The organism is Sphingomonas sp., assembly GCF_050725575.1.
Lineage (GTDB): Bacteria > Pseudomonadota > Alphaproteobacteria > Sphingomonadales > Sphingomonadaceae > Sphingomonas.
Window position 1 is genome coordinate 21,473 of sequence record NZ_JBOHHW010000013.1, and the last position, 19,965, is coordinate 41,437.

Below are 19,965 nucleotides of genomic sequence, written 5' to 3' on the forward strand. Positions count from 1 at the left end.
AGCTTGTGCGCGGACTGGCAGGGTCCGCCCTCATAAGAGCAGGGGGAGAATGCCGATGGAAATGGTCATGTTACCGGTCGCTTTGGTGACCGCGGGCGGGGCGGCGCTGATCGCGCTGTGGCTGGCGATTCGCGTCGGTCAGGCACGTACCAAGGCGAAGATCTTCATCGGTGACGGCGGTGACCAAGGGCTGATCTGCCGGATGCGCGCCCAGGCCAATTTCGTCGAATATGCGCCGTTCATCATCATCCTGATCGCGCTGATCGAATTCACCGCCGGCACCTCGACCTGGTTATGGGTCGCAAGCGCGCTGTTCCTGCTGGCGCGAATCGTCCATCCGCTCGGTATGGACGGGCTGAAATATGCACGGTCGGCCGGCACGGGGGTGACTTTCCTGCTGCTGCTTGGTCTTGGCGGCTATGCCATCGCACTGCCGCTGATCGCGATGGAGCAGGCGCCCGTGAACGATCCGGTCGAGGCTGTCGTGCCCAGCGGGGGCTGAGTTTGTTTGAAATTCGCGAAAGGGCGAATTTCAAAAAGCGGCACCACCCTCCGCAGCCTTTCCATCGATGCTTCGCATCGCCGGAACCTTGGGCTGCTCCGCCCGCTCCCCCTCCCGGCCACCCATTCAGGATACGCTGTGGGTGGCCGGGAGGGGGAGTGTTGTTCTGCCCTCGGGTCGATCATGCCCCCGGCATGATCTGCAGGATGCCGGGGGTATCCTGCACCCGACGGCATTCCAACACTGGCTGGCACCGCCAAAATGCGCCGTCAGCGCATTTTCAAACAGCTACCGCTATTCCGCGAGCGCGGCATCGCTGACGAACGGATTATGCGCCCGCTCATGAGCGAAATTGCTCATCGGCCCGTGTCCCGGAATGAACGCGGTGTCGTCGCCCAGCGGCCAGAGCTTGGTCGCGATCGACTTGAGCAGCTCGGCATGGTTGCCGCGCGGGAAATCGGTACGGCCGACCGACCCCTGGAACAGCACGTCGCCGACCAGCGCGAGCTTCGATTCGGGATGGTGGAAGATGACATGCCCCGGCGTGTGGCCGGGGGTTTCATAGACATGGAAGGTCAGCTTGCCGACGGTGACCGTGTCGCCCTCGACCAGCCAGCGATCCGGCACGAACGCCTTGCCGCCCATGATGCCATATTTGGCGCCGTCCTCGGCCAGCGTCTCGAGCAGGAACAGATCCTCGTGGTGCGGCCCCTCGATCGGCACGCCCAGTTCCTCGGCGAGCGGTTTGGCCTCGCCGCAATGATCGAAATGACCGTGCGTCAGGATGATCTTCTCGACCGTCACGCCGTGATGCGCCGCCGCCGCCTTCAGCTTGGGCAGGTCGCCGCCGGGATCGACAAAGGCGCCCTTCATCGTCTCGGTACACCACAACAGGGTGCAATTCTGCTGCAGCGGGGTGACGGGGATGATGGTGGCGCGCATCGGAGGATTGGGCATGGCCCTGAAATGGTCGCGCCTTCCGCCCCCGTCAATCGTTGAGCGTCAATCGTTGAGCGTCAATTGCCGGTCGATCATCCATCGCTGGCATAAAGCCACGATTTCGCTCTACATGGCGGCGGCGATGCCGATCGACGATACTCCCTTTGTCCTGCTCGACGATGCCCGCGACGGCGGCGCGCCCGCGCGGCTGTACCGCGCGCCGCTGCGCGTCGTCCGTGCCGATCGTACGGCGGACGTGCCGGCGGCGCTGGCCGAGCTCAGGGCGGCCAGCGCGGCAGGACGCGATGCCGCCGGGTTCATGGCTTATGGCGCTGGCGCGGCGCTGGAACCAAGGCTTGCGGGGTTGGTGCGCGAAGCGGGGCAGGCGCCGCTGCTGTGGTTCGGTATCTTCGGTGCGGGCGAGCGGGTCGATGGTGACGCGGTGACGTCGCTGCTGCCCGATCCGGCTGGTGCGTGGCTCGGCGCACCCGAACCGCGCATCGATCGGGCCGCCTATGATGCGGCGATCGCGCAGGTGCTTGGCCTGATCGGGGCAGGGGATATCTATCAGGCCAATCTGACCTTTCGCGCGCGCGTTCCGGCCGCCGGCCATCCGCTTGCGCTCTACGCCGCGATCCGGTCGCGCGCGCGCGCTGGCTATGGCGGGGTGGTGTGGACCGGTGAGGAATGGCTGCTGTCCTTTTCGCCGGAACTGTTCTTCTCGCTCAAGGGAGGCGCGCTGACCGCCAAACCGATGAAGGGCACGGCGCGGCGCGGCGCTACGCCGGAGGAGGATCGTGCGCTGGCCGCGACCTTGCAGGGCGATGCCAAGCAGCGTGCCGAAAACCTGATGATCGTCGACCTGATGCGCAACGACCTCACCCGCGTGGCTGAACCGGGCAGCGTCGCGGTGCCCGAATTGTTCGCGGTCGAGGGCTATCCCACCGTCCACCAGATGACATCGACGGTTACCGCGCGATTGCAATCCGGCCTTGATGCCATCGACGTTCTTGGCGCGACTTTTCCCTGCGGTTCGATTACCGGCGCCCCGAAAATTCGGGCGATGGAGGTAATCGATGCGGTCGAGGCCGATGCGCGGGGCGCCTATACTGGATCGATCGGCTGGATCGGCGCGAACGGCGATGCGGCGTTCAACGTCGCGATCCGCACACTTCGGCTCGCCCCGGTCGAGAGCTCGGGGGCGATTGGGGCGACGATCGGGCTGGGTTCGGGCATCGTCGCCGATTCGCGCCCTGACGAGGAATGGGACGAATGCCTCGCCAAGGGGGCGTTCGTGACCGCCGGGCAGCGCGGCTTCGACCTGATCGAGACCATGGCGTTCGATCCCGAGATCGGACTGCCGCGGCTTGAGGGGCATCTGGAGCGGATGAAGGCCAGTGCGACCCTGTTCGGCTTCACCTTCGATCGCCATGCGGCGCGCAACGAGCTGCAGGCCGCGACCTTCCGCTTGCGCACCGCGCGCCGGGTGAGGCTGATGCTGGCGAAAAGCGGGGCGGTCGCGATCGAGGTGTCTGCGATGCCCGAGCTTCGTACCACGCCGATGCAGGTCGCGATCGTACCGCTGCCGGTCGCGCCGCACGACTTCCGCCTGCGCCACAAGACCAGCGACCGGGGCTTCCACGACGCGACGCGGCGGCGGTCCGACGCGGATGAGGTGGTCTTCACCGATCCGGCGGGTTTCCTGACTGAGGGCAGCTTCACCTCGATCTTCGTCGAGCGCGACGGCATGCTGGTCACGCCGCCGCTTTCGCGCGGGTTGCTGCCCGGTGTGCTGCGCGCCGATCTCATCGCCAGCGGCCGCGCGATCGAGGGCGACTTGAGTCCCGCCGACCTGGCCGGCGGCTTTCTGCTCGGTAATGCACTGCGCGGGCTGTTTTCTGCCATTGTTGCAGTTGCGAAATCGAACGCGGACGGTCTATAGCCGCGCCGCCGCTCGCGCAGGGCGGCTTCTCCAGCGAGGTTCATTTCCATGCAGCCATCCGCCGCGCTCGCCCGCATCAAGCCCTCACCGACGCTCGCGATCACCTCGCGCGTCCAGGAACTGCAGCGCGAGGGCGTCGATGTGATTGGCCTCGGCGCCGGCGAGCCCGATTTCGACACGCCCGACTTCATCAAGGAAGCCGGAATCAAGGCGATCCGCGACGGCAAGACCAAATACACCAATGTCGACGGCACGCCCGAGCTGAAGGACGCGGTGATCTTCAAATTCAAGCGCGACAACGGCCTGACCTATGCGCGCGACCAGATCACGATCAATGCCGGCGGCAAGCATACGCTGTTCAATGCCATGGTCGCGACGATCGATCCGGGCGACGAAGTGATCATTCCGGCGCCCTATTGGGTCAGCTATCCCGATGTCGTGCTGTTCGCGAACGGCACGCCGGTGTTCGTCGAGGCGGGCCCGCAGCAGAGCTACAAGCTGACCCCGGAACAGCTCGAAGCAGCGATCACGCCGCGGACGAAGTGGGTGATCCTCAACTCGCCGTCCAACCCGACCGGCGCCGCCTATTCGCGCGCTGAGCTGAAGGCGCTGGGCGAGGTGCTCGAACGCCATCCGCAGGTGTGGATCTTCGCCGATGATATGTATGAGCATATCATCTATGACGGCTTCGAATTCGCCACCATCGCCGAGGTCTGCCCGTCGCTGTACGACCGCACGCTGACCGCCAACGGCTGTTCAAAGGCCTATGCGATGACCGGCTGGCGGATCGGCTTTGCCGGCGGCGCGCCCTGGCTGATCAAGGCGATGGCCAAGCTGCAGTCGCAATCGACCTCCAACCCGTGCTCGATCGCGCAGGCCGCCTCGGTCGCGGCGCTGACCGGCGACCAGGCGTTCCTCAAGGACAATGCCGCGAAGTTCCAGTCGCGTCGCGACCTGGTCGTGTCGATGCTCAACCAGGCCAGCGGCATCACCTGCCCGCGGCCCGAGGGCGCCTTCTATGTCTATCCGGAATTCTCCGCGCTGATCGGCAAGACCACGCCCAGCGGCAAGCTGATCGACACCGACGAGGCCTTCGTCGCCTATCTGCTCGACGATGCGAAGGTCGCGGCGGTGCAGGGGGCGGCATTCGGCCTCTCGCCGGCGATGCGGATTTCCTATGCGACATCGGAAGATCTCCTGCGCGAGGCGTGCGAGCGCATCCAGACGGCCTGCGCCGCTCTACGATAATCGCCCCTACGGCAATCGCCCCTACGGCAATCGGGCGTCGGTTCCGTCTTGTTGAACAAGTGCGGATGAACGGATCAGTCAGCGGACGTTAACGCTGGGTTTCGCAAAGCCACCCTTGCAACGGCGCGGGACAATCCCGACCTGCGCATCGTCGACGGACCGGCTTTTCGGGTCCGATACGGAATTTTCGGCCTGCGCGGTGCGACGCGGGTCCATGAGGTAGTTTATGCGTAGCATCCTGAAATCGGGTTTCCTGTGGCAGTTCGTCGGCGGCTTCGCGCTGGGCGCGGTCGGCGTGTTCACGCTGAAGCCTGCTGCGACCGACACGCCGGCGACCCCCGTCGTGGCGACGGCGCCGGCGACGCGCTGATCCCGATTGGCGGGCATCCGGGCCGCCGCCCTATCCGTCGCTGATGTAACCGGACCGCATTCAGATCCGTATATGAGGTAAGAGCGCGTGTATCGGCGCTCTTCACGAGGCGGATTTCATGAACAGATTGACCATCGCAGCCGCACTTGCCGTCACGCTCAGTGCGTGCGGCGTCGCCAATGCCGAGCGTGCCGTGCCGATTCCGGCGGCGGTGCAGGATGTGCCAAAGGCCAATGGGCTGCAGACCGCCGTGCTCGCTGGCGGCTGCTTCTGGGGCATGGAGGCGGTGTTCGAACATGTGAAGGGCGTTCGCAACGTCACCGCCGGCTATGCTGGCGGCACTGCGGCGACCGCGACCTATGACCAGGTTTCGACCGAGACGACTCGCCATGCCGAGGCGGTGAAGATCGTCTATGATCCGGCGCAGATCAGCTATGGTACCTTGTTGCGGGTCTATTTCTCGATCGCGCACAACCCGACCGAGCTCAACCGGCAGGGCCCGGATACCGGCCTCAGCTATCGCTCGGCGATCTTCCCGCAAAACGCCGCGCAGAAATCGATCGCGGCCGCCTATATCGCGCAGCTCGGCGCGGCGAAGGTGTTCCCGAAACCGATCGTGACCAAATTGGAGGGCGGCGGCTTCTTCCCGGCCGAGGCCTATCACCAGAATTTCTTCGACCGGAATCCGACTCACCCGTACATCGTCAATATCGACAAGCCCAAGCTTGCCGCGTTCAGGGCCGGATTTCCCTCACTCGCCAGGTAAGAGCTACATTCCCTCTCCCGTTCGTCCTGAGCTTGCCGAAGGGCCGTTCTTCTTGTTCTTCTGCGGCAAGAAAGAACGGGGCTTCGACAAGCTCAGCCCGAACGAAAGTGGTAGATAAGCTCAACCCGAAAAACCTTCCGTGACCGTTCACGCCGCCAGTGGAAAGCGCAGCATCCGGTTGTCGACCGGCAGCATCGCCTCGGCCCCCGTGCCGATCGCGCGCACGATTTCCGGATGATCGGCGTCGAGGCCGCCGGTCAGCGAGCCGAAGGCGGGCAGGATCAACTTGGTCGCGGTCGCGACGAAACAGCGGCGCGACACATGGCGCCCGCGCACGGTGACGCGGAATTTCGGATGAAAATGCCCTGACAGTTCGGGCCGCGTCTCGCCCCGCTCGGCTTCGTGGCGCAGCACCAGCCCGTCGATCACGGCTTCGTCGACCACCTCGCCGCCGCAGCGATCGATCAATGCGGCATCGTGATTGCCGGTGATCCAGGTCCAGCGCCGCGTCGCGGTCAGCGCGCGCAGCATCGTCGCGGCACTGTCGGGCAGCCGGTCGCATCCGGCCGAATCATGGAAGCTGTCGCCCAGGCACCAGATTTCCGCCGCCTTTGTCTCATCGGCCACTGCCGTCAATTCGGTCAGCGTCGCGAGCGAATCATAGGGCGGCAGCATTTGCCCGCGCGCCGCGAACCAGCTCGCTTTCTCGAAATGCAGATCGGCGACCAGCAGCGCGCGCCGTGCGGGCCAGAACAGCGCACCTTGCGGCAAGGCGCAGAGATCATGATCGGCGAACGAAAAGGGAACCATGGCCTTGCTATGCCGTGACTTCTCCCAATGTTCAACTTGGCGATCAACGGGTTGCTTGAAATCGCTTGCGCTGCAGTGCAACAGGCGTAGAGCGCGCCGTCCCAACGACAGGCCAAAAGATGTCCTCCGGTACAGACACTTCCGGGCATTCCCCTCTTTCCCGGCTCGACATTTCCCGACCGACAACGATCGCGCTGGCGGTCGGTGCGATCGGCGTGGTGTTCGGCGATATCGGCACCAGCCCGCTCTACGCCTTTCGCGAGGCGCTGACGCAATCGGCGCGCGACGGGATCGACGCCAGCGAGATTCTCGGCGTGCTCAGCCTTGCCTTGTGGTCGCTGATCCTCGTCGTCACGGTCAAATATGTCCTTTTCCTCACCCGCGCCGACAATCAGGGCGAGGGCGGTGTGCTGGCCCTGACCGCGCTGGCGCGTCGCGCGCTGGGCCGGCGCTCGCGGATCGCGCTGGTGCTCGGCGCGGCCGGCGCATCGCTCTTCTACGGCGATGCGATCATCACGCCCGCTCTGTCGGTGCTCTCGGCGGTCGAGGGGTTGCGCACGCTGCCCGGTATCGGCGCGATGGTCGATGAACGGCTGATCCTGACGTTGACCATCGTGATTCTCGTCGCCTTGTTCGTCATCCAGTCGCGCGGCACGGCCAGCGTGTCGAACCTGTTCGGCCCGGTCTGCATCTTGTGGTTCCTGGCGATCGGCGGGCTCGGACTGTGGCATATTGCCGACGAACCCTCGATCCTGCGCGTGATCTCGCCGCATTATGCCGCGGTCTTCCTCGCCAATCACGGTGTCACCGGCCTGTTCGTGCTCGGTGCCGTCTTCCTCACCGTGACCGGTGCGGAGGCGCTGACCGCCGATATGGGCCATTTCGGCCGGCTGCCGATCCAGCTTGGCTGGTTCATGCTCGTCTTCCCCGCGCTGATGCTCAACTATCTGGGGCAAGGCGCGTTCGCGCTGAACGCGCTGGAGGCGGCACAAGCGGCGGGCACGCCGTTCACCAATCAGGACTGGTTCTTCCTGATGGCCCCGGGCCAGTTCCGGCCCTGGCTGGTCGCGCTGTCGATGCTGGCGACGATCATCGCCAGCCAGGCGGTGATCACCGGCGCCTATTCGCTGACTCAGCAAGCGATCCAGCTCGGCCTGCTGCCGCGCTTGCGCGTGCGCCAGACCTCGGCGCGGCATTCGGGACAGATCTACCTGCCCTCGATCAACTGGCTGCTGCTGGTCGGCGTGCTAGTGCTGGTCACCCAGTTCCGCAGCTCCTCGGCGATGGCGGCCGCCTATGGCATCGCGGTGACCGGGACGATGGTCGTCACCACCTGCCTTGCCTATATCGTGGTGCGGCACCGCTGGAACTGGCCGCGCCCTACCGCGATCCTGGTCGTCACGCCGTTCCTTGCCCTCGACCTGATCTTCTTCGGTGCGAACATCCTGCGCGTGGTCGAGGGCGGCTGGGTGCCGCTGGTGGTCGCGGGGATCATTGCGCTGCTGATCTACACCTGGGTGCGCGGGCGTGGCATCGTGCGGACCTTCGAACAGCGCCAGAGCGTGCCGCTGGCCGATCTGGCCGCCGCCCTGTCGCGCCGCCCGCCTGAGCGGGTCGAGGGGACGGCGGTGTTCCTCACCGCCAATCCGAACAGCGCGCCGGGCGCATTGCTGCACAATCTGAAGCACAACAAGGTGCTGCACGAGCGCAACCTGGTGGTCAGCATCCGCACCGCCGATCGCCCGCACGTGCCCGATGAGGAACGCGTGGCGACGACTGAGGTCGATGCCAATTTCGCGACCGTGATTCTGACCTATGGATTCATGGATTCGCCCAATGTGCCGAACGATCTCGGCTTTGCGCCGTCGGGCGTGCGCATGCCGATGAACCCGGCCAAGACGAGCTACTTCATTGGCCGCAACACCATCAAGCCCGCCGCGAAACAGGGCATGCCGCTGTGGCAGGACCGCATCTTCATGTTCCTGCAGCGCAACGCCAGCGACCCGACCGACTTCTTCAAGATCCCCCCGGGCAAGGTGTTGGAACTGGGCGAGCAGGTCACGGTCTAGGTCGGTTTCGAGTCGAGTTGATCCACCCTCTTCCGTTCGCCCTGAGCTTGTCGAAGGGACGACCAGGATCGGCTGCCGGCGGATATTCGAACAGGCGGCGGGAGCATCGCCCGGACCTGCATTGAGGCGGGCGGGCGGTGCATCCACCGCAAACGGAACGATGCCAGCATGATCGGCGGCAGGGATCGGCGTCGGCTGCGCTTTGGCGGCAGCGTGTTTGCATCGGCCGCCAGCGCGCGGATTTGCTCTCAGCTATGCGGCAAGTTGATCGGACCGGCGGGACCGCGGAATTCGGCATTTCGGGCGTGAAGGGTGGGAGTTTAGGAGGGCAAGATAAAAGAAACCGGCACCCTGGGGGGCCGATTTCAGGGCAAGCCCTTGCTTGCACACCGTTTAGGACGGCACCGTCATCCTGGCACCTTGATGCCGTCGGTTGCCGCAAGCCCCGCAGTCGCCACGTTTCGGGCGGCACTTTCAGCCGTGAACGGGCGGGGGCGCCTTGCGAATCGCATAAGTGTGTGCTTATGTATTGGCATGATAGAGAATGACATATTCAAGGCTCTGGCTGACCCCACCCGCTGCGCGATCTTCGAGAAGCTGGCGACCGGCAGCATGAACGCCAGCGCTTTGCGCGACGGCATGAAGATCAGTCAGCCTGCCATGTCCCAGCACCTCTCGGTTCTGCGGAGCGCGAGACTGGTGCGGGAGGAACGACAGGGGCGCTTTGTGAACTACGAGATCAATCCAGAAGGCTTGGCGCTCATAGCCGGATGGCTGGCGAAGTATCGCGCCTACTGGCCCGCGCGCATCGACGCTCTCAAAGCCCTGCTGAAGGATATGGATCAATGACCGACAGAAAGACCGACGACCATGACAAGGGCATTGAGCTTGAGTATGAAATCGATGAGCCGCCACATAAGGTCTGGCGCGCGATAAGCATTCCGGAGTTCCGAGAGAACTGGCTGCCGAAAGAGGCGTTGGCCGATCCGGAGGCTACCTCTCTCACGCCGGGGCACGAGGTCCGCTACCGGATGCGCGAAAGCGATCCGCCATTTCTGGAAAGCGTGGTCACCTTTCGGATCGCCCCCAACGCCACGGGCGGAACCAGTCTGCGGATCATTCACCAACTTGCGGACGTGAGGTTCGGTCGGATGACCCGCGCCGCCGCAAACAACAACAGCCTGCCTCTCATGCTCGCCGCCTGACGCGGCGAGCCTCCCTTTAAATTCTGGAAGATTGGAGTTCGCCGATGCGCGAAGCGATGCAACTCGTCCCTATGGTCGTAGAGCAATCAAGCAGAGGGGAGCGATCATTCGACATCTATTCCCGCCTTCTTCGTGAAAGGATCATCTTCCTCAACGGCGAGGTGAACGACACAGTGTCTGCGCTGGTCTGCGCGCAATTGTTGTTCCTCGAAGCAGAAAATCCCAGGAAGCCAATCAGCCTCTATATCAATTCCCCCGGCGGCATGGTGACGAGCGGCCTCGCGATGTATGACACCATGCGTTACATCCGCGCTCCGGTACATACGCTCTGCATGGGGACAGCCCGCTCGATGGGATCGTTCCTGCTGATGGCGGGTGAACCCGGACAGCGGGCGGCACTGCCCAATGCGAGCATCCTCGTCCATCAGCCATCCGGCGGCTTTCAGGGGCAGGCATCGGACATGCTCATCCATGCCGAGGAAATCAAACGGACCAAGCACCGAATAACGCGCCTTTATGCCGAGCATTGCGGACGCAGCTATGAGGAATTTGAACGCGCGATGGATCGCGACCGCTTCATGACCGCGGAGGAATCGCTGGAATGGGGTTTGGTCGATCGCATCCTACAGGTTCGGGAAGAAAATCTGGACGCAACGGCACCAGCATAGCCCCGGATTTAAATGGCCTGTTCATGCGTCGATTTGTTGGAAGCACTCGGCGGCGACAAGACAGGCGACAGGCGATGAAGTCCGCCTGATTCAACGCGACGATCAATCATGGCAATACGGCGCCGAACGGAACGCTGCCGGTGTGTCCGTTCCCGCTCTTTCTCAGCTTGAAGATTATGGGAAGCCGCTGGCTGTTATTGCGACAGAACAGCCAGCGGCGTTCGCTGTTACTGGCTGTTCCGCTGGCTGTTCGCTGGCTGTTATCGGATGGCCGCCATTATGGGGCCATCCAGTTGAAAAACAGGCGTAAATCTGCTCCTGAAATCCAACTTAACAGCCAGCAAAAACATTTTCCGCAATAACAGCCAGGAACAGCCAGCAATCGCCTATCCGGCGTACACCTTGACCAGGTCGTAGAGATAGGCGCGGCCGTCATAGAGCGACTTGACGCGAATCCGTTCGTTCAGGCCGTGAATGCCGTTGAAATCGGGATCGACGAAGATCCCCGGCACGCCGTACGCCGGAATGCCGATCGCCTGGAAGAAGATGCCGTCGGTCGCGCCGGTCGACATCAGCGGCAGCATCGGCACGCCGGGGAAATGCTTCGCGGCGACTGCCTTGGCCGGGCCGACGATCTTCGGGTCGAGCGGCGGCGGCACGGCGGTCGGGCGGACCGGCATGTTCATCGTCACCTTGACCTTCGGCCCGGCCAGCTCGGTCAGCTTGGCCAGCGTGGCCTCGACCGTTTCGCCGGGGAAGACGCGGCAATTGATGTTCGCGGTCGCGCGTTGCGGCAGGGCGTTCTCGGCATGGCCCGCGGCGAGCAACGTCGCGACGCAGGTCGTACGCAGCGTCGAATGCATCGTCTTGTCGCGGCTGACGAGCTTGTCGGCTTCGGCATCGTTCGGGTTGGCGAGCAGCCGGTTGATCGCATCGCCGACCGGGCCCGGCATGGATTGCGCGGTCGCGGTGAAGAAAGCGCGGGTGGTGTCGGTGAACTTGATCGGGAATTCATAGCCGCGCACCGCTTCGATCGCGTCGGCCAGTTCGTAGATCGCATTGTCGGGCACCGGCTGCGAGCTGTGGCCGCCGGGATTGGTCGTCTCGAAGGTATAATTCTGCGCCGCCTTCTCGCCGACCTGGATCGCCAGGACCTGCGGCGTGCCATCGGCGCCGGATCGTCCGCCGCCGCCTTCGTTGAGGACGAATTCGGCCGCGATCAGGTCGGGCTTGTTCTTGGCCAGCCACTGCGCGCCGTTCCAGGCGAAGGTGGTTTCCTCGCCACAGGTCAGCGCCAGCTTGATCGTGCGCTTCGGCTTGTAGCCGCTGGTCTTGAAGCGGATCATGCTGTCCGCCCAGATCGCCGACATGCCCTTGTCGTCGACCGTGCCGCGGGCATAATAATAGCCATCCTCTTCGGACAGCTTGAACGGGTCGCGCACCCAGTCCGCGCGCTTGGCCTCGACCACATCGAGATGGCCGAGCAGCAGCATCGGCTTCAGCTTCTTGTCGCTGCCGGGCAGGATGGCGACGATGCCGCCGTCCTTGGGATGGTCCGGGACCGAGAACAGGGTGATGTCGGCATCGCTATAGCCCGCCGCCTTCAGCCGCGTCGCAATCTGCGCCGATGCCTGGGTGCAGCTGCCGGTCGACAGGGCCGTATTGGTTTCGACCAGCTCCTTGTAGAGTTCGAAAAAGCGTTGCTGGTCCGGGGTCAGCGCTGGCCCCTGCGCGTTTGCCATGCCGGGCTGCAGCATCAATGCCGCCGCCATGCCGATGCCGCCGATACGCGCCAATGCCTTCATGCCCTGTCCCCGAAAAACAACGGTCCGCGATGTGCGGACCTAGTTGTAACTTGAACAGGAGGTTCCGGCAGAGCAACCCCTTGTGGCCATTCGCGGGGCGGGCAGGGAAAACAAAATCTGACGATTGGCAAAGTCGATATTGACGCGTCGGAACAAACGCATCGTATCCATGCCGAGGATCAGCGCAGGGCTATCCTCCAGTCCGAAGCGCTTGAACGGCGGAACGTCGGCCACCGCCATCGGGACGTGGTCGAACTCTATGCCGGCGATGTGCAGGTCGTTGATCATCACATAGCTGGTGTCGAGCTTCTGTCCGGTGACCGAGGTGACTGAAATCGCGCCAAGCGACTTGGCCGAGCGCCGCGCCAGGTTCAGCATGGCGAGATTGCCGATCGAGATCGGCGATCCGGTGTCGATGATCACCGAGATGCGCTCGCCATGGTAGCGCGCGTCGGTCACGATCAGCTGGCCGTACAGATTCTTGGCGCTCACCAATATGTCGCCGGGGGCGCTTGCGCTGCGTATCCGCCGGCCGGACGGGGTGACTTTCATGGCGCGCCGATCGAAGTCGATCATGATGCGATGTCCCTGCAGCGCGTCGATGCCGAGCATGCCGCGCGCGCCGATATTACCCGTCGCCAGTGCCGGCGCCTCGACATTTCTGGCCCCGAGCGTGCTGATCGACAATTCGGGGACATGCACTGTTTCGACCGTCGCGGTGCCGGCCAGCCCGATCAGCCGCACCGGCTTGCCGGCGGTGAGCGCGAGCGAGGTCGCCAGCTCGCGTGAGATGACCGAGCGTTCGGCACCCGTGTCGATGACGAATTTATACGGTCCGCTGGCGCCGATCGATACCGGCACGGTCATGCGTCCGCTATCGATATCGAGCCCGATGCTGAGGTCGGTCGAGGCGGGTGGCGGCGGGGGTGCTTCGGACGGCGACGGGCTGACCTGTCCGGTCAGCGGTGCTGCACCGGCAAGAGCGATCAGCGCGAAGGCGACCGACATCTGCATCAGGACAGGCTACGCCCGTTGCGGTCCTTTGCCAAGGCCCGTCGATCCTCCGCGAGCGGCCGGGAAAAACGCACTTCGCGATTGGCGAAATCGATCTCGACCCGGCGAAACAATTTCATCGCATCCATGCCGAGCAACAAGGCGGGCTTGTCGTTCAGCCCGAAGCGGCGAAAGGGCGCGGCATCGGCAAAGGCGACGGGAAGATTTTCGAACCCGACGCCGCCAACCTCGATCCGCTCGACCTGCATGTAATCGGCCACAATATGCCGCCAGTCACGCTGCGCAAGCTGATCTGCTGCGGCGGCCCCTTCTTGCGGATGCGCTTGCGCAGTGCGGCATTGCCCAGGCTGACCGAGGAGCCGGTGTCGAGGATCACGCGAATGCGTCCGCCGCGATAATGCGCGTCGGTGACGATCAGCTGGCCGAGATAGCTTTTGGCGCGCACCACGATGTCGTCGCCGCGTCCGCCGTCGCGCCGCGAGCGCTTGGTCGACGGAGTCAGCGTCATCCGGTCGGTTTCGAAATCGATCGCCAGCGAATGACCGCGCAAGGTGTCGATGCCGAGCATCCCCGGTGCGCCGAGATTGACCGCCTCCAGCGCAGGCGCCTCGATCGGAGGGCTGGTGATCGTGCTGACGTTCAGCGACGGAATCGTCACGGTGCCGACACTGCTGGTGCCGGTCATCGCGGTCACCCTGACGGTGCGCCCGCTCACCAGGCCGAGCGTCGTGGCAAGCTCGCGGGTGATGACGGTGCGCTCCGCCCCGGTGTCGATGATGAAGGCAAATGGCCCCGCGCCGCCGATCGTGACGGGCACCGTCATGCGCTGGTCCGTCATGCTCATGGCCAGCTCGCCGGTGGACACAGGCACGGGGGTCTGGCCGGTCAGCGGCAAGGCAAGCGCCGCAAGGATCAAGGCACGGAACAGGCGAATGAGGCAGGCTACGCCCGATCCGGACCTTTGCCAAGCCCGGGCCAGACTGCATTTTGCCCGCTCAATCGAGCCGCATCGCCTCCGCCGCCAGCACTTCCGCCTCGACCAGCAACGCGTCGTCGGCCAGGCCCGTCGCGACTCGCTCGCGCCCGATCAGAGTCAACACGGGCACCGCCAGCGGCGACAGGCGCGGCAGGTCGACATGCACCATCGTCTCGGCAGCACGATCGAGCAGGCTCGCCAGCCGTCCGACATCGGTCATTCGCGCCCGCGCGTCCGCCCAGGCCGCCTGGAGCAGCAAATGGCCCGGTTCATATTTGCGCAGCACGTCATAGATCAGGTCAGTCGAGAAGGTGACCTGCTTGCCGGTCTTGCGCTTGCCCGGATGCTGGCGCTCGACCAGTCCGCCAATCACCGCAACCTCGCGAAAGGCGCGCTTGAGCAATGCCGAGGTCTGCACCCAGTCGACGAACTCGTCCTCGAGAATATCGTGCGACAACAGGCTCGCCGGGTCGGTGATGGGATCAAGCGCATAACAGGCCAGCGCATAGTCGTTCGACACGAAGCCGAGCGGCTTCAGCCCCTGCGTCTCCATCCGCCGCGTGATCAACATGCCGAGCGACTGATGCGCGTTCCACCCCTCGAAACTGTAGATCACCATGTAATGCCGGCCTTCGCGCGGAAAGGTCTCGACCAGCAATTGCCCCGGCTCGGGCAGGCGCGAACGCAGTGCCTGGATCTCGAGCCATTCGCGCACGTCATTCGGGAAGCGCGCCCATTCGCTGCGGTCCCACAGGAAACCGCGCACCCGGTCGGCGAGGTTGGTCGACAGCGGCATGCGCGCGCCGCCATAGGTCGGGATGCGCGCCGGCCGCGCCGTCGCGCGCACCAGCAGATCCTCGGTATCGACCCCCATCACCTCAAGGCTCATGCCGGCGAAGAAGAAAGTGTCGCCCGGCGATAGGGTGGCGGCAAACCCCTCTTCGACCTTGCCGAGACTTCGGCCATTCTTGAACCGCACCGTGAGCATCGTCGCCTCGACGATAATCCCGGCGTTTAGCCGGTGCTGCGCGACGAAGCGCGGATGGCTGACTCGCCAGCTGCCGTCGGGATCCTGGGTCAGCCGCTTGAACTTGTCATAGGCCTTCAACGCATAACCGCCGTCGCGGATGAAGCCGAGCACGCGCGAGAAGGTTTCATCGGTCAGCGCCGAATAGGGCAGCGCGGAGCGGATCTCGTCGAGCATCGCGCCTTGCGTGAACGGCGCGGCGCAGGCGCAGGCCATGATATGCTGCGCCAGCACGTCGAGCCCGCCAGGCCGGAAGACATCCGGATCGAGCTCGCCCGCCTCGACAGCATCGAGCGCTGCGCGCGCCTCGAGATATTCGAAGCGGTTGCCCGGGACGAGCACCGCCTCGGACGGTTCGTCGAGCCGATGATTCGATCGCCCGATGCGCTGCAACAGCCGCGACGATCCCTTGGGTGCGCCCATCTGCACCACGCAATCGACATCGCCCCAATCGACTCCCAGGTCGAGACTGGCGGTCGCGACCAGCCCGCGCAGCTTCCCCGCCGCCATTGCGCCCTCGACCTTGCGCCGCGCCTCCAGGCTGAGCGAGCCGTGATGGATGCCGATCGGTAGCCCCATCGCATTGACCTTCCACAGGTCCTGGAAGATCAGCTCGGCCAGGCTGCGCGTGTTGCAGAAGATGATCGATGTCTTGTGCAGCTCGATCTCCGCCATCACCTGTTCGGCGGCGTAGCGCCCGGAATGGCCCGACCACGGTACGCGACCCTCGGGAAGCAGGATGGTGATGTTCGGATCGGCGCCCGGCTCGCCCTCGACCAGCGCGACCTGGTCGATATCGCCATCGGGCGCGATCCAGGCGCGATAGCCATCGGGGTCGGCGACCGTTGCCGACAGCGCGACGCGGCGCAGGCCCGGCGCGATCGCCTGCAGCCGCGCCATGCACAGCGACAACAGGTCGCCGCGCTTGCCGGTGGCAAAGGCATGGACCTCATCGACGACGATCGTCCTCAGCTCCTCGAACATCAGGAAACTGTCGGGATAGCTCAGCAACAGGCTGAGCGATTCGGGCGTGGTGAGCAGGATCTGCGGCGGCCGGATGCGCTGCCGGGCCTTGCGGTCCGAGGGCGTGTCGCCAGTGCGCGTCTCGACCCGGATATCGAGCCCCATCTCCTCGATCGGGGTGAGCAGGTTGCGCTGCACATCGACCGCCAGCGCCTTCAGCGGCGAGACATAGAGCGTGTGCAGCCCGGACGTCGGCGCTTCGATCAGCTCGGTCAGGGTCGGCAGGAACCCGGCCAGCGTCTTGCCCGCGCCGGTCGCCGCGACGAGCAGCCCATGCCGCCCGGCGCGTCCGACCTCGAGCATGTCGAGCTGGTGCCGGCGCGGCGCCCAGCCCCGCGCGGCGAACCAGTCGGCCAGGGGAGCAGGCAGGGCGGTCAAGGCGCCGGCGGCGATCCGGCCGGGCGGGTGATCAGCGTCGGCGCTGCCTCGCCCTTTGTCGACAGTCGGGCGCGTTCGGCCTGGGGCCGATCCTGCAGCGACAGCCAGGCCTCGTCACCCTTGGTGCCGATTCGCCAGGCTTCGGCATATTGGCCGACCCGATTGGCGTAGTTGACGGTGACGCCGGCAAAGCCGCTCTGCTCGTTGACGATCATCGACACGGCATCGCCGCCCGGCCGGTCAAGCGCGACCACGCCGCGGCCATTGTCGAGATAGGACATGGCGCCGCGTTCGGAGCCGTTCCGGTCGTGCAGCACCAGGCCATAGCCGGCCGCGACGCGTGGATAAGTCTTCCCATCGAGCCGCGGTAGTGGCTCCTCGCCGACCACCACCCGGTCCTCGCCATCGGGGCCAAGCACGACGATCGAGGCAGTCTGCCCGTCGGTGCGCTTGCGCCCTTCGGTCGGCGGTGGCGCACCGATCAGGATACGTGGCTTGCCCGTTGCATCGACGATGCGGATCCCCTGCGCTTCGATCGTCTTCGGCGTGCCGGTCGTGAAAGCGGAGAGCGCGACGCCCATGACGGTCAATCCCATCGCCAGCAGCGCGATCCGCTGATGCCGCACCTGCCGCTCGAGCCGTTCGAGGCGCGTATCCGAATCGACCATCATCAAACTCTCCCTTGCGCGCCGGTGGAACCGCGGTGGCATCCCGACCATATAGGCATGATGGCAAAGCTCGGCGACTGGATCGATCCGCAACCGCACGGCATCTATGTGAAGCCCGCCGATATCTGGGTCGATCCCGCACGCCCGAGCCCGCGCGCGCTGGTCACGCATGGCCATGCCGATCATGCGCGCGGCGGGCACGGCACGGTGTGGGCGACGCGCGAGACGCTCGCGATCATGGAGACGCGCTATGGACCCCAGGCGGGCCATCCGGTCGCTTATGGCGAAACGCTGGCGATGGGCGATGTGCAGGTCAGCTTCGTGCCCGCCGGCCATGTCCTCGGCTCGGCGCAGATCCTGCTTGAGCATCGCGGCGAGCGGATCGTCGTGTCGGGCGATTACAAGCGCCGCGCCGACCCGACCTGCGCGCCGTTCGAACCGGTCAGATGCGATGTGTTCATCACTGAGGCGACCTTCGGCCTGCCGGTGTTCCGCCACCCCGAGACCGGCGACGAGATCGACAAGCTGCTCGCCGCGCTGCACGCCAATCCCGAGCGTTGCGTACTGGTTGGCGCCTATGCACTGGGTAAGGCGCAACGCGTGATCCGCGAGCTGCGCGACCGCGGCCATGCCGCGCCGATCTATCTTCACGGCGCGGTGCAGCGGCTGTGCGATCTCTATGTCGAACTGGGCGTCGATCTTGGCGAGCTGATCCCCGCGACCGGCGTGCCCAAGGCGGCAATCAAGGGGCATATCGTCATTGCCCCGCCATCCGCGCTCAACGATCGCTGGTCACGTCGCCTGCCCGACCCGATCACCGCGATGGCCAGCGGCTGGATGCGCGTCCGCCAGCGCGCGGTGCAACGCAATGTCGAGCTGCCGCTGATCCTCTCCGATCATGCCGATTGGGACGAACTGACCGAAACGCTGACCGAGATCGCCCCGAAGGAAGTATGGGTCACCCATGGCCGGGAGGATGCGCTGGTTCATTGGTGCCAGACGCGCCAGATCAAGGCGCGCGCGCTGGCGCTGGTCGGCTATGAGGATGAAGACGACTAGCCGGCAGGTGTCGGCGGATTACCCACCGCCTCCCACTCTTCCAGGATCTGCAGCCGCGCCTGATGGCCCTGCCGGACCAGCGGGAGCAGCGGGCCGAAGATGATATGGAGCGGCGGTTCGGGCGCATCGACGATCTTGAACACGGCGTCGATCGTGGTTGCCGGATCGCCGAACATCTCCGGCGTGAACACCGCTGCGAGCTGCTCGCGCATCGGATCATAGGCCGCAATCGGCGCGGCACGCGTCATTGAGGTTTCGGACATGAAATCGGTGGCGAATGGCCCGGGCTCGATCAGCGTCACCCTGATCCCGAAACCGGCGACTTCCTTGGCGAGCGCACCGATCAGCCCCTCGACCGCGAATTTTGACGCGTGATAAATGCCGCCAAGCGGAAAGGTCGCCAGCCCGGCAACGCTCGAAACCGCGATGATATGGCCGCTTTTCTGTTCGCGCAGCAGCGGGAGCGCCGCCTTTGCCACCGACAGGGTGCCGAGTACATTGGTGTCGAGATTGGCGCGGGCCTCATCCAGGCTCACTTCTTCGACTGCACCGCTCACGCCATAGCCGGCATTGCTCAGGACAATATCGAGACGCCCGAAGTGCTGATGGGCGTGGTTGACCGCAGCGACGACGGCGTCGTGATCGGTGACATCGACACGCAGCGGCAGCACGCTGTTGCCGTACCGGCCGACAAGATCGTCAAGCGCCGACACATCGCGCGCGGTGGCGGCAACCCGGTCGCCGCGCTTCAGCGCCGCCTCGGTCCACAAACGGCCGAAGCCGCGCGACGCGCCGGTCACGAACCAGATTTTCTCATTGGGCATGGCAACGACTCCACATTTACGAACTGACACTTTTAGTCAATCCGTCAGATAGGAACGTTGACATTTATCGTCAAGGTGTAAAAACGGAGCCATGACTGGTGCGACGACCGCCGCGCAAAAACGCCGGGAACAGGTGATTCAGGCCGCGATCGGCGTGTTCCTGCGCTATGGCTATGCGCGCACGACGATGAGTGACATCGCTCAGGCGGCGGCCCTGACCCGGCCGACGCTCTATTTGACCTTCCCGGATAAGGAGCAGGTGTTCCGCGCCGTGCTCGATACGATGTCGGCGGACATGTTCGCGGCGATTCGCGCCGGGCTGCCCGACCATATCGGGCTCGAAGCGAAACTTCGCTTCGCCTGCGAAAGTTGGGGCGTCGGTGGCCTGGAAATGGTCCTGGCCAATCCCGATGCCAAGGATATGTTCGACCTGTGCTTCGAGCCGGTGCAGGACAGCTACGCCGGGTTCCAGGCGATCCTGGTCGACATCCTGGCAGAGCCGCTCCGCCACGCCGGATTCGAGATCACGGCCGAAGAACTCGCCCGCATCATCCTGTTCAGCATCAAGGGCTTCAAGGACACGGCGCAGAGCGGCGCGGACATGCGCCGGCTGATTGCGGCGCATGTCACCGTCATCGCGGCGGCGATCGACCGGGGCGCGGGGTGATGCGT

At 64.8% G+C, this 19,965-nt stretch carries 20 protein-coding genes; 11 read left to right on the forward strand and 9 right to left on the reverse strand.

Annotated features, from left to right (window positions below; translation table 11 throughout):
- The first annotated feature begins 55 nt into the window (after positions 1-55).
- Positions 56-502, forward strand: coding sequence for an MAPEG family protein (locus ACRECS_RS11015; RefSeq protein WP_431583011.1), 447 nt, complete (start codon positions 56-58; stop codon positions 500-502).
- Positions 503-796: 294 nt separating this feature from the next.
- Here the strand turns inward: ACRECS_RS11015 and ACRECS_RS11020 are convergent, their stop codons facing one another.
- Positions 797-1,459 carry an MBL fold metallo-hydrolase gene (locus tag ACRECS_RS11020; RefSeq protein ID WP_431583012.1) on the reverse strand — a complete coding sequence of 221 codons (663 nt, stop codon included), beginning with the start codon at positions 1,457-1,459 and terminating at the stop codon, positions 797-799.
- A gap of 124 nt (positions 1,460-1,583) precedes the next feature.
- On the opposite strand from ACRECS_RS11020, the gene pabB reads away from it, so the two are divergent.
- The 4 genes from pabB to msrA all read left to right on the forward strand — a co-directional run bounded on the left by pabB (position 1,584) and on the right by msrA (position 5,767).
- Positions 1,584-3,383: an aminodeoxychorismate synthase component I gene (gene pabB, locus ACRECS_RS11025; protein ID WP_431583112.1), complete on the forward strand. Its 1,800-nt coding sequence runs from the start codon at positions 1,584-1,586 to the stop codon at positions 3,381-3,383.
- 48 nt (positions 3,384-3,431) lie between these two features.
- Positions 3,432-4,631 carry a pyridoxal phosphate-dependent aminotransferase gene (locus ACRECS_RS11030; RefSeq protein WP_431583013.1) on the forward strand — a complete coding sequence of 400 codons (1,200 nt, stop codon included), beginning with the start codon at positions 3,432-3,434 and terminating at the stop codon, positions 4,629-4,631.
- 226 nt (positions 4,632-4,857) lie between these two features.
- On the forward strand, positions 4,858-5,001 hold the full coding sequence (locus tag ACRECS_RS11035; protein ID WP_431583014.1) for a hypothetical protein: 144 nt from the start codon (positions 4,858-4,860) through the stop codon (positions 4,999-5,001).
- A 118-nt stretch (positions 5,002-5,119) separates the two neighbouring features.
- A complete protein-coding gene (gene msrA, locus ACRECS_RS11040; RefSeq protein ID WP_431583015.1) occupies positions 5,120-5,767 on the forward strand; it encodes a peptide-methionine (S)-S-oxide reductase MsrA in 648 nt (215 codons plus the stop codon).
- A gap of 147 nt (positions 5,768-5,914) precedes the next feature.
- Here the strand turns inward: msrA and pdeM are convergent, their stop codons facing one another.
- Entirely contained in the window at positions 5,915-6,577 is a 663-nt protein-coding gene (gene pdeM / locus ACRECS_RS11045) for a ligase-associated DNA damage response endonuclease PdeM (protein ID WP_431583016.1), read from the reverse strand.
- Between the two features lie 119 nt (positions 6,578-6,696).
- On the opposite strand from pdeM, the gene ACRECS_RS11050 reads away from it, so the two are divergent.
- From ACRECS_RS11050 to ACRECS_RS11065, 4 genes are all read left to right on the forward strand, one after another.
- Positions 6,697-8,646: a potassium transporter Kup gene (locus ACRECS_RS11050; RefSeq protein WP_431583017.1), complete on the forward strand. Its 1,950-nt coding sequence runs from the start codon at positions 6,697-6,699 to the stop codon at positions 8,644-8,646.
- Between the two features lie 534 nt (positions 8,647-9,180).
- On the forward strand, positions 9,181-9,495 hold the full coding sequence (locus ACRECS_RS11055; RefSeq protein WP_431583018.1) for an ArsR/SmtB family transcription factor: 315 nt from the start codon (positions 9,181-9,183) through the stop codon (positions 9,493-9,495).
- Positions 9,492-9,851, forward strand: coding sequence for an SRPBCC family protein (locus ACRECS_RS11060; RefSeq protein WP_431583019.1), 360 nt, complete (start codon positions 9,492-9,494; stop codon positions 9,849-9,851). Before ACRECS_RS11055 ends, ACRECS_RS11060 begins: the two co-directional genes overlap by 4 nt.
- Positions 9,852-9,895: 44 nt before the next feature.
- Complete coding sequence (locus ACRECS_RS11065; protein ID WP_431583020.1) at positions 9,896-10,519, forward strand: ATP-dependent Clp protease proteolytic subunit; 624 nt, start codon at positions 9,896-9,898, stop codon at positions 10,517-10,519.
- A gap of 386 nt (positions 10,520-10,905) precedes the next feature.
- Here ACRECS_RS11065 and ACRECS_RS11070 read toward each other — a convergent pair whose 3' ends face one another.
- The 6 genes from ACRECS_RS11070 to ACRECS_RS11095 all read right to left on the reverse strand — a co-directional run bounded on the left by ACRECS_RS11070 (position 10,906) and on the right by ACRECS_RS11095 (position 17,413).
- On the reverse strand, positions 10,906-12,324 hold the full coding sequence (locus ACRECS_RS11070; RefSeq protein ID WP_431583021.1) for a M20/M25/M40 family metallo-hydrolase: 1,419 nt from the start codon (positions 12,322-12,324) through the stop codon (positions 10,906-10,908).
- Between the two features lie 39 nt (positions 12,325-12,363).
- The gene (locus tag ACRECS_RS11075; RefSeq protein ID WP_431583022.1) at positions 12,364-13,338 is read right to left on the reverse strand and encodes an aspartyl protease family protein; all 975 of its coding nucleotides are present in this window, start codon (positions 13,336-13,338) and stop codon (positions 12,364-12,366) included.
- Positions 13,338-13,598, reverse strand: coding sequence for a hypothetical protein (locus ACRECS_RS11080; protein ID WP_431583122.1), 261 nt, complete (start codon positions 13,596-13,598; stop codon positions 13,338-13,340). Before ACRECS_RS11080 ends, ACRECS_RS11075 begins: the two co-directional genes overlap by 1 nt.
- Complete coding sequence (locus ACRECS_RS11085; RefSeq protein ID WP_431583023.1) at positions 13,493-14,182, reverse strand: retropepsin-like aspartic protease; 690 nt, start codon at positions 14,180-14,182, stop codon at positions 13,493-13,495. The genes ACRECS_RS11080 and ACRECS_RS11085 overlap by 106 nt, the downstream gene beginning before the upstream one ends.
- Positions 14,183-14,333: 151 nt before the next feature.
- Entirely contained in the window at positions 14,334-16,742 is a 2,409-nt protein-coding gene (locus ACRECS_RS11090; protein WP_431583024.1) for a ligase-associated DNA damage response DEXH box helicase, read from the reverse strand.
- Positions 16,739-17,413 carry a hypothetical protein gene (locus ACRECS_RS11095; protein WP_431583025.1) on the reverse strand — a complete coding sequence of 225 codons (675 nt, stop codon included), beginning with the start codon at positions 17,411-17,413 and terminating at the stop codon, positions 16,739-16,741. The genes ACRECS_RS11090 and ACRECS_RS11095 overlap by 4 nt, the downstream gene beginning before the upstream one ends.
- Positions 17,414-17,470: 57 nt before the next feature.
- On the opposite strand from ACRECS_RS11095, the gene ACRECS_RS11100 reads away from it, so the two are divergent.
- A complete protein-coding gene (locus ACRECS_RS11100; RefSeq protein WP_431583113.1) occupies positions 17,471-18,469 on the forward strand; it encodes a ligase-associated DNA damage response exonuclease in 999 nt (332 codons plus the stop codon).
- On the opposite strand, the gene ACRECS_RS11105 is transcribed toward ACRECS_RS11100, so the two are convergent.
- Positions 18,466-19,293, reverse strand: coding sequence for an SDR family NAD(P)-dependent oxidoreductase (locus ACRECS_RS11105; RefSeq protein ID WP_431583026.1), 828 nt, complete (start codon positions 19,291-19,293; stop codon positions 18,466-18,468). The genes ACRECS_RS11100 and ACRECS_RS11105 overlap by 4 nt on opposite strands.
- Before the next feature lie 91 nt (positions 19,294-19,384).
- On the opposite strand from ACRECS_RS11105, the gene ACRECS_RS11110 reads away from it, so the two are divergent.
- A complete protein-coding gene (locus ACRECS_RS11110) occupies positions 19,385-19,960 on the forward strand; it encodes a TetR/AcrR family transcriptional regulator (RefSeq protein ID WP_431583027.1) in 576 nt (191 codons plus the stop codon).
- The last annotated feature ends 5 nt before the right edge of the window (positions 19,961-19,965 follow it).

Coding starts and splice junctions, on each gene's coding strand:
- ACRECS_RS11015 (WP_431583011.1), top strand. CDS start 56: ATGGAAATGGTCATGTTACCGGTCGCTTTGGTGACCGCGGGCGGGGCG.
- ACRECS_RS11020 (WP_431583012.1), bottom strand. CDS start 1,459: ATGCCCAATCCTCCGATGCGCGCCACCATCATCCCCGTCACCCCGCTG.
- pabB (WP_431583112.1), top strand. CDS start 1,584: ATGCCGATCGACGATACTCCCTTTGTCCTGCTCGACGATGCCCGCGAC.
- ACRECS_RS11030 (WP_431583013.1), top strand. CDS start 3,432: ATGCAGCCATCCGCCGCGCTCGCCCGCATCAAGCCCTCACCGACGCTC.
- ACRECS_RS11035 (WP_431583014.1), top strand. CDS start 4,858: ATGCGTAGCATCCTGAAATCGGGTTTCCTGTGGCAGTTCGTCGGCGGC.
- msrA (WP_431583015.1), top strand. CDS start 5,120: ATGAACAGATTGACCATCGCAGCCGCACTTGCCGTCACGCTCAGTGCG.
- pdeM (WP_431583016.1), bottom strand. CDS start 6,577: ATGGTTCCCTTTTCGTTCGCCGATCATGATCTCTGCGCCTTGCCGCAA.
- ACRECS_RS11050 (WP_431583017.1), top strand. CDS start 6,697: ATGTCCTCCGGTACAGACACTTCCGGGCATTCCCCTCTTTCCCGGCTC.
- ACRECS_RS11055 (WP_431583018.1), top strand. CDS start 9,181: ATGATAGAGAATGACATATTCAAGGCTCTGGCTGACCCCACCCGCTGC.
- ACRECS_RS11060 (WP_431583019.1), top strand. CDS start 9,492: ATGACCGACAGAAAGACCGACGACCATGACAAGGGCATTGAGCTTGAG.
- ACRECS_RS11065 (WP_431583020.1), top strand. CDS start 9,896: ATGCGCGAAGCGATGCAACTCGTCCCTATGGTCGTAGAGCAATCAAGC.
- ACRECS_RS11070 (WP_431583021.1), bottom strand. CDS start 12,324: ATGAAGGCATTGGCGCGTATCGGCGGCATCGGCATGGCGGCGGCATTG.
- ACRECS_RS11075 (WP_431583022.1), bottom strand. CDS start 13,338: ATGCAGATGTCGGTCGCCTTCGCGCTGATCGCTCTTGCCGGTGCAGCA.
- ACRECS_RS11085 (WP_431583023.1), bottom strand. CDS start 14,182: ATGAGCATGACGGACCAGCGCATGACGGTGCCCGTCACGATCGGCGGC.
- ACRECS_RS11095 (WP_431583025.1), bottom strand. CDS start 17,413: ATGATGGTCGATTCGGATACGCGCCTCGAACGGCTCGAGCGGCAGGTG.
- ACRECS_RS11100 (WP_431583113.1), top strand. CDS start 17,471: ATGGCAAAGCTCGGCGACTGGATCGATCCGCAACCGCACGGCATCTAT.
- ACRECS_RS11105 (WP_431583026.1), bottom strand. CDS start 19,293: ATGCCCAATGAGAAAATCTGGTTCGTGACCGGCGCGTCGCGCGGCTTC.
- ACRECS_RS11110 (WP_431583027.1), top strand. CDS start 19,385: ATGACTGGTGCGACGACCGCCGCGCAAAAACGCCGGGAACAGGTGATT.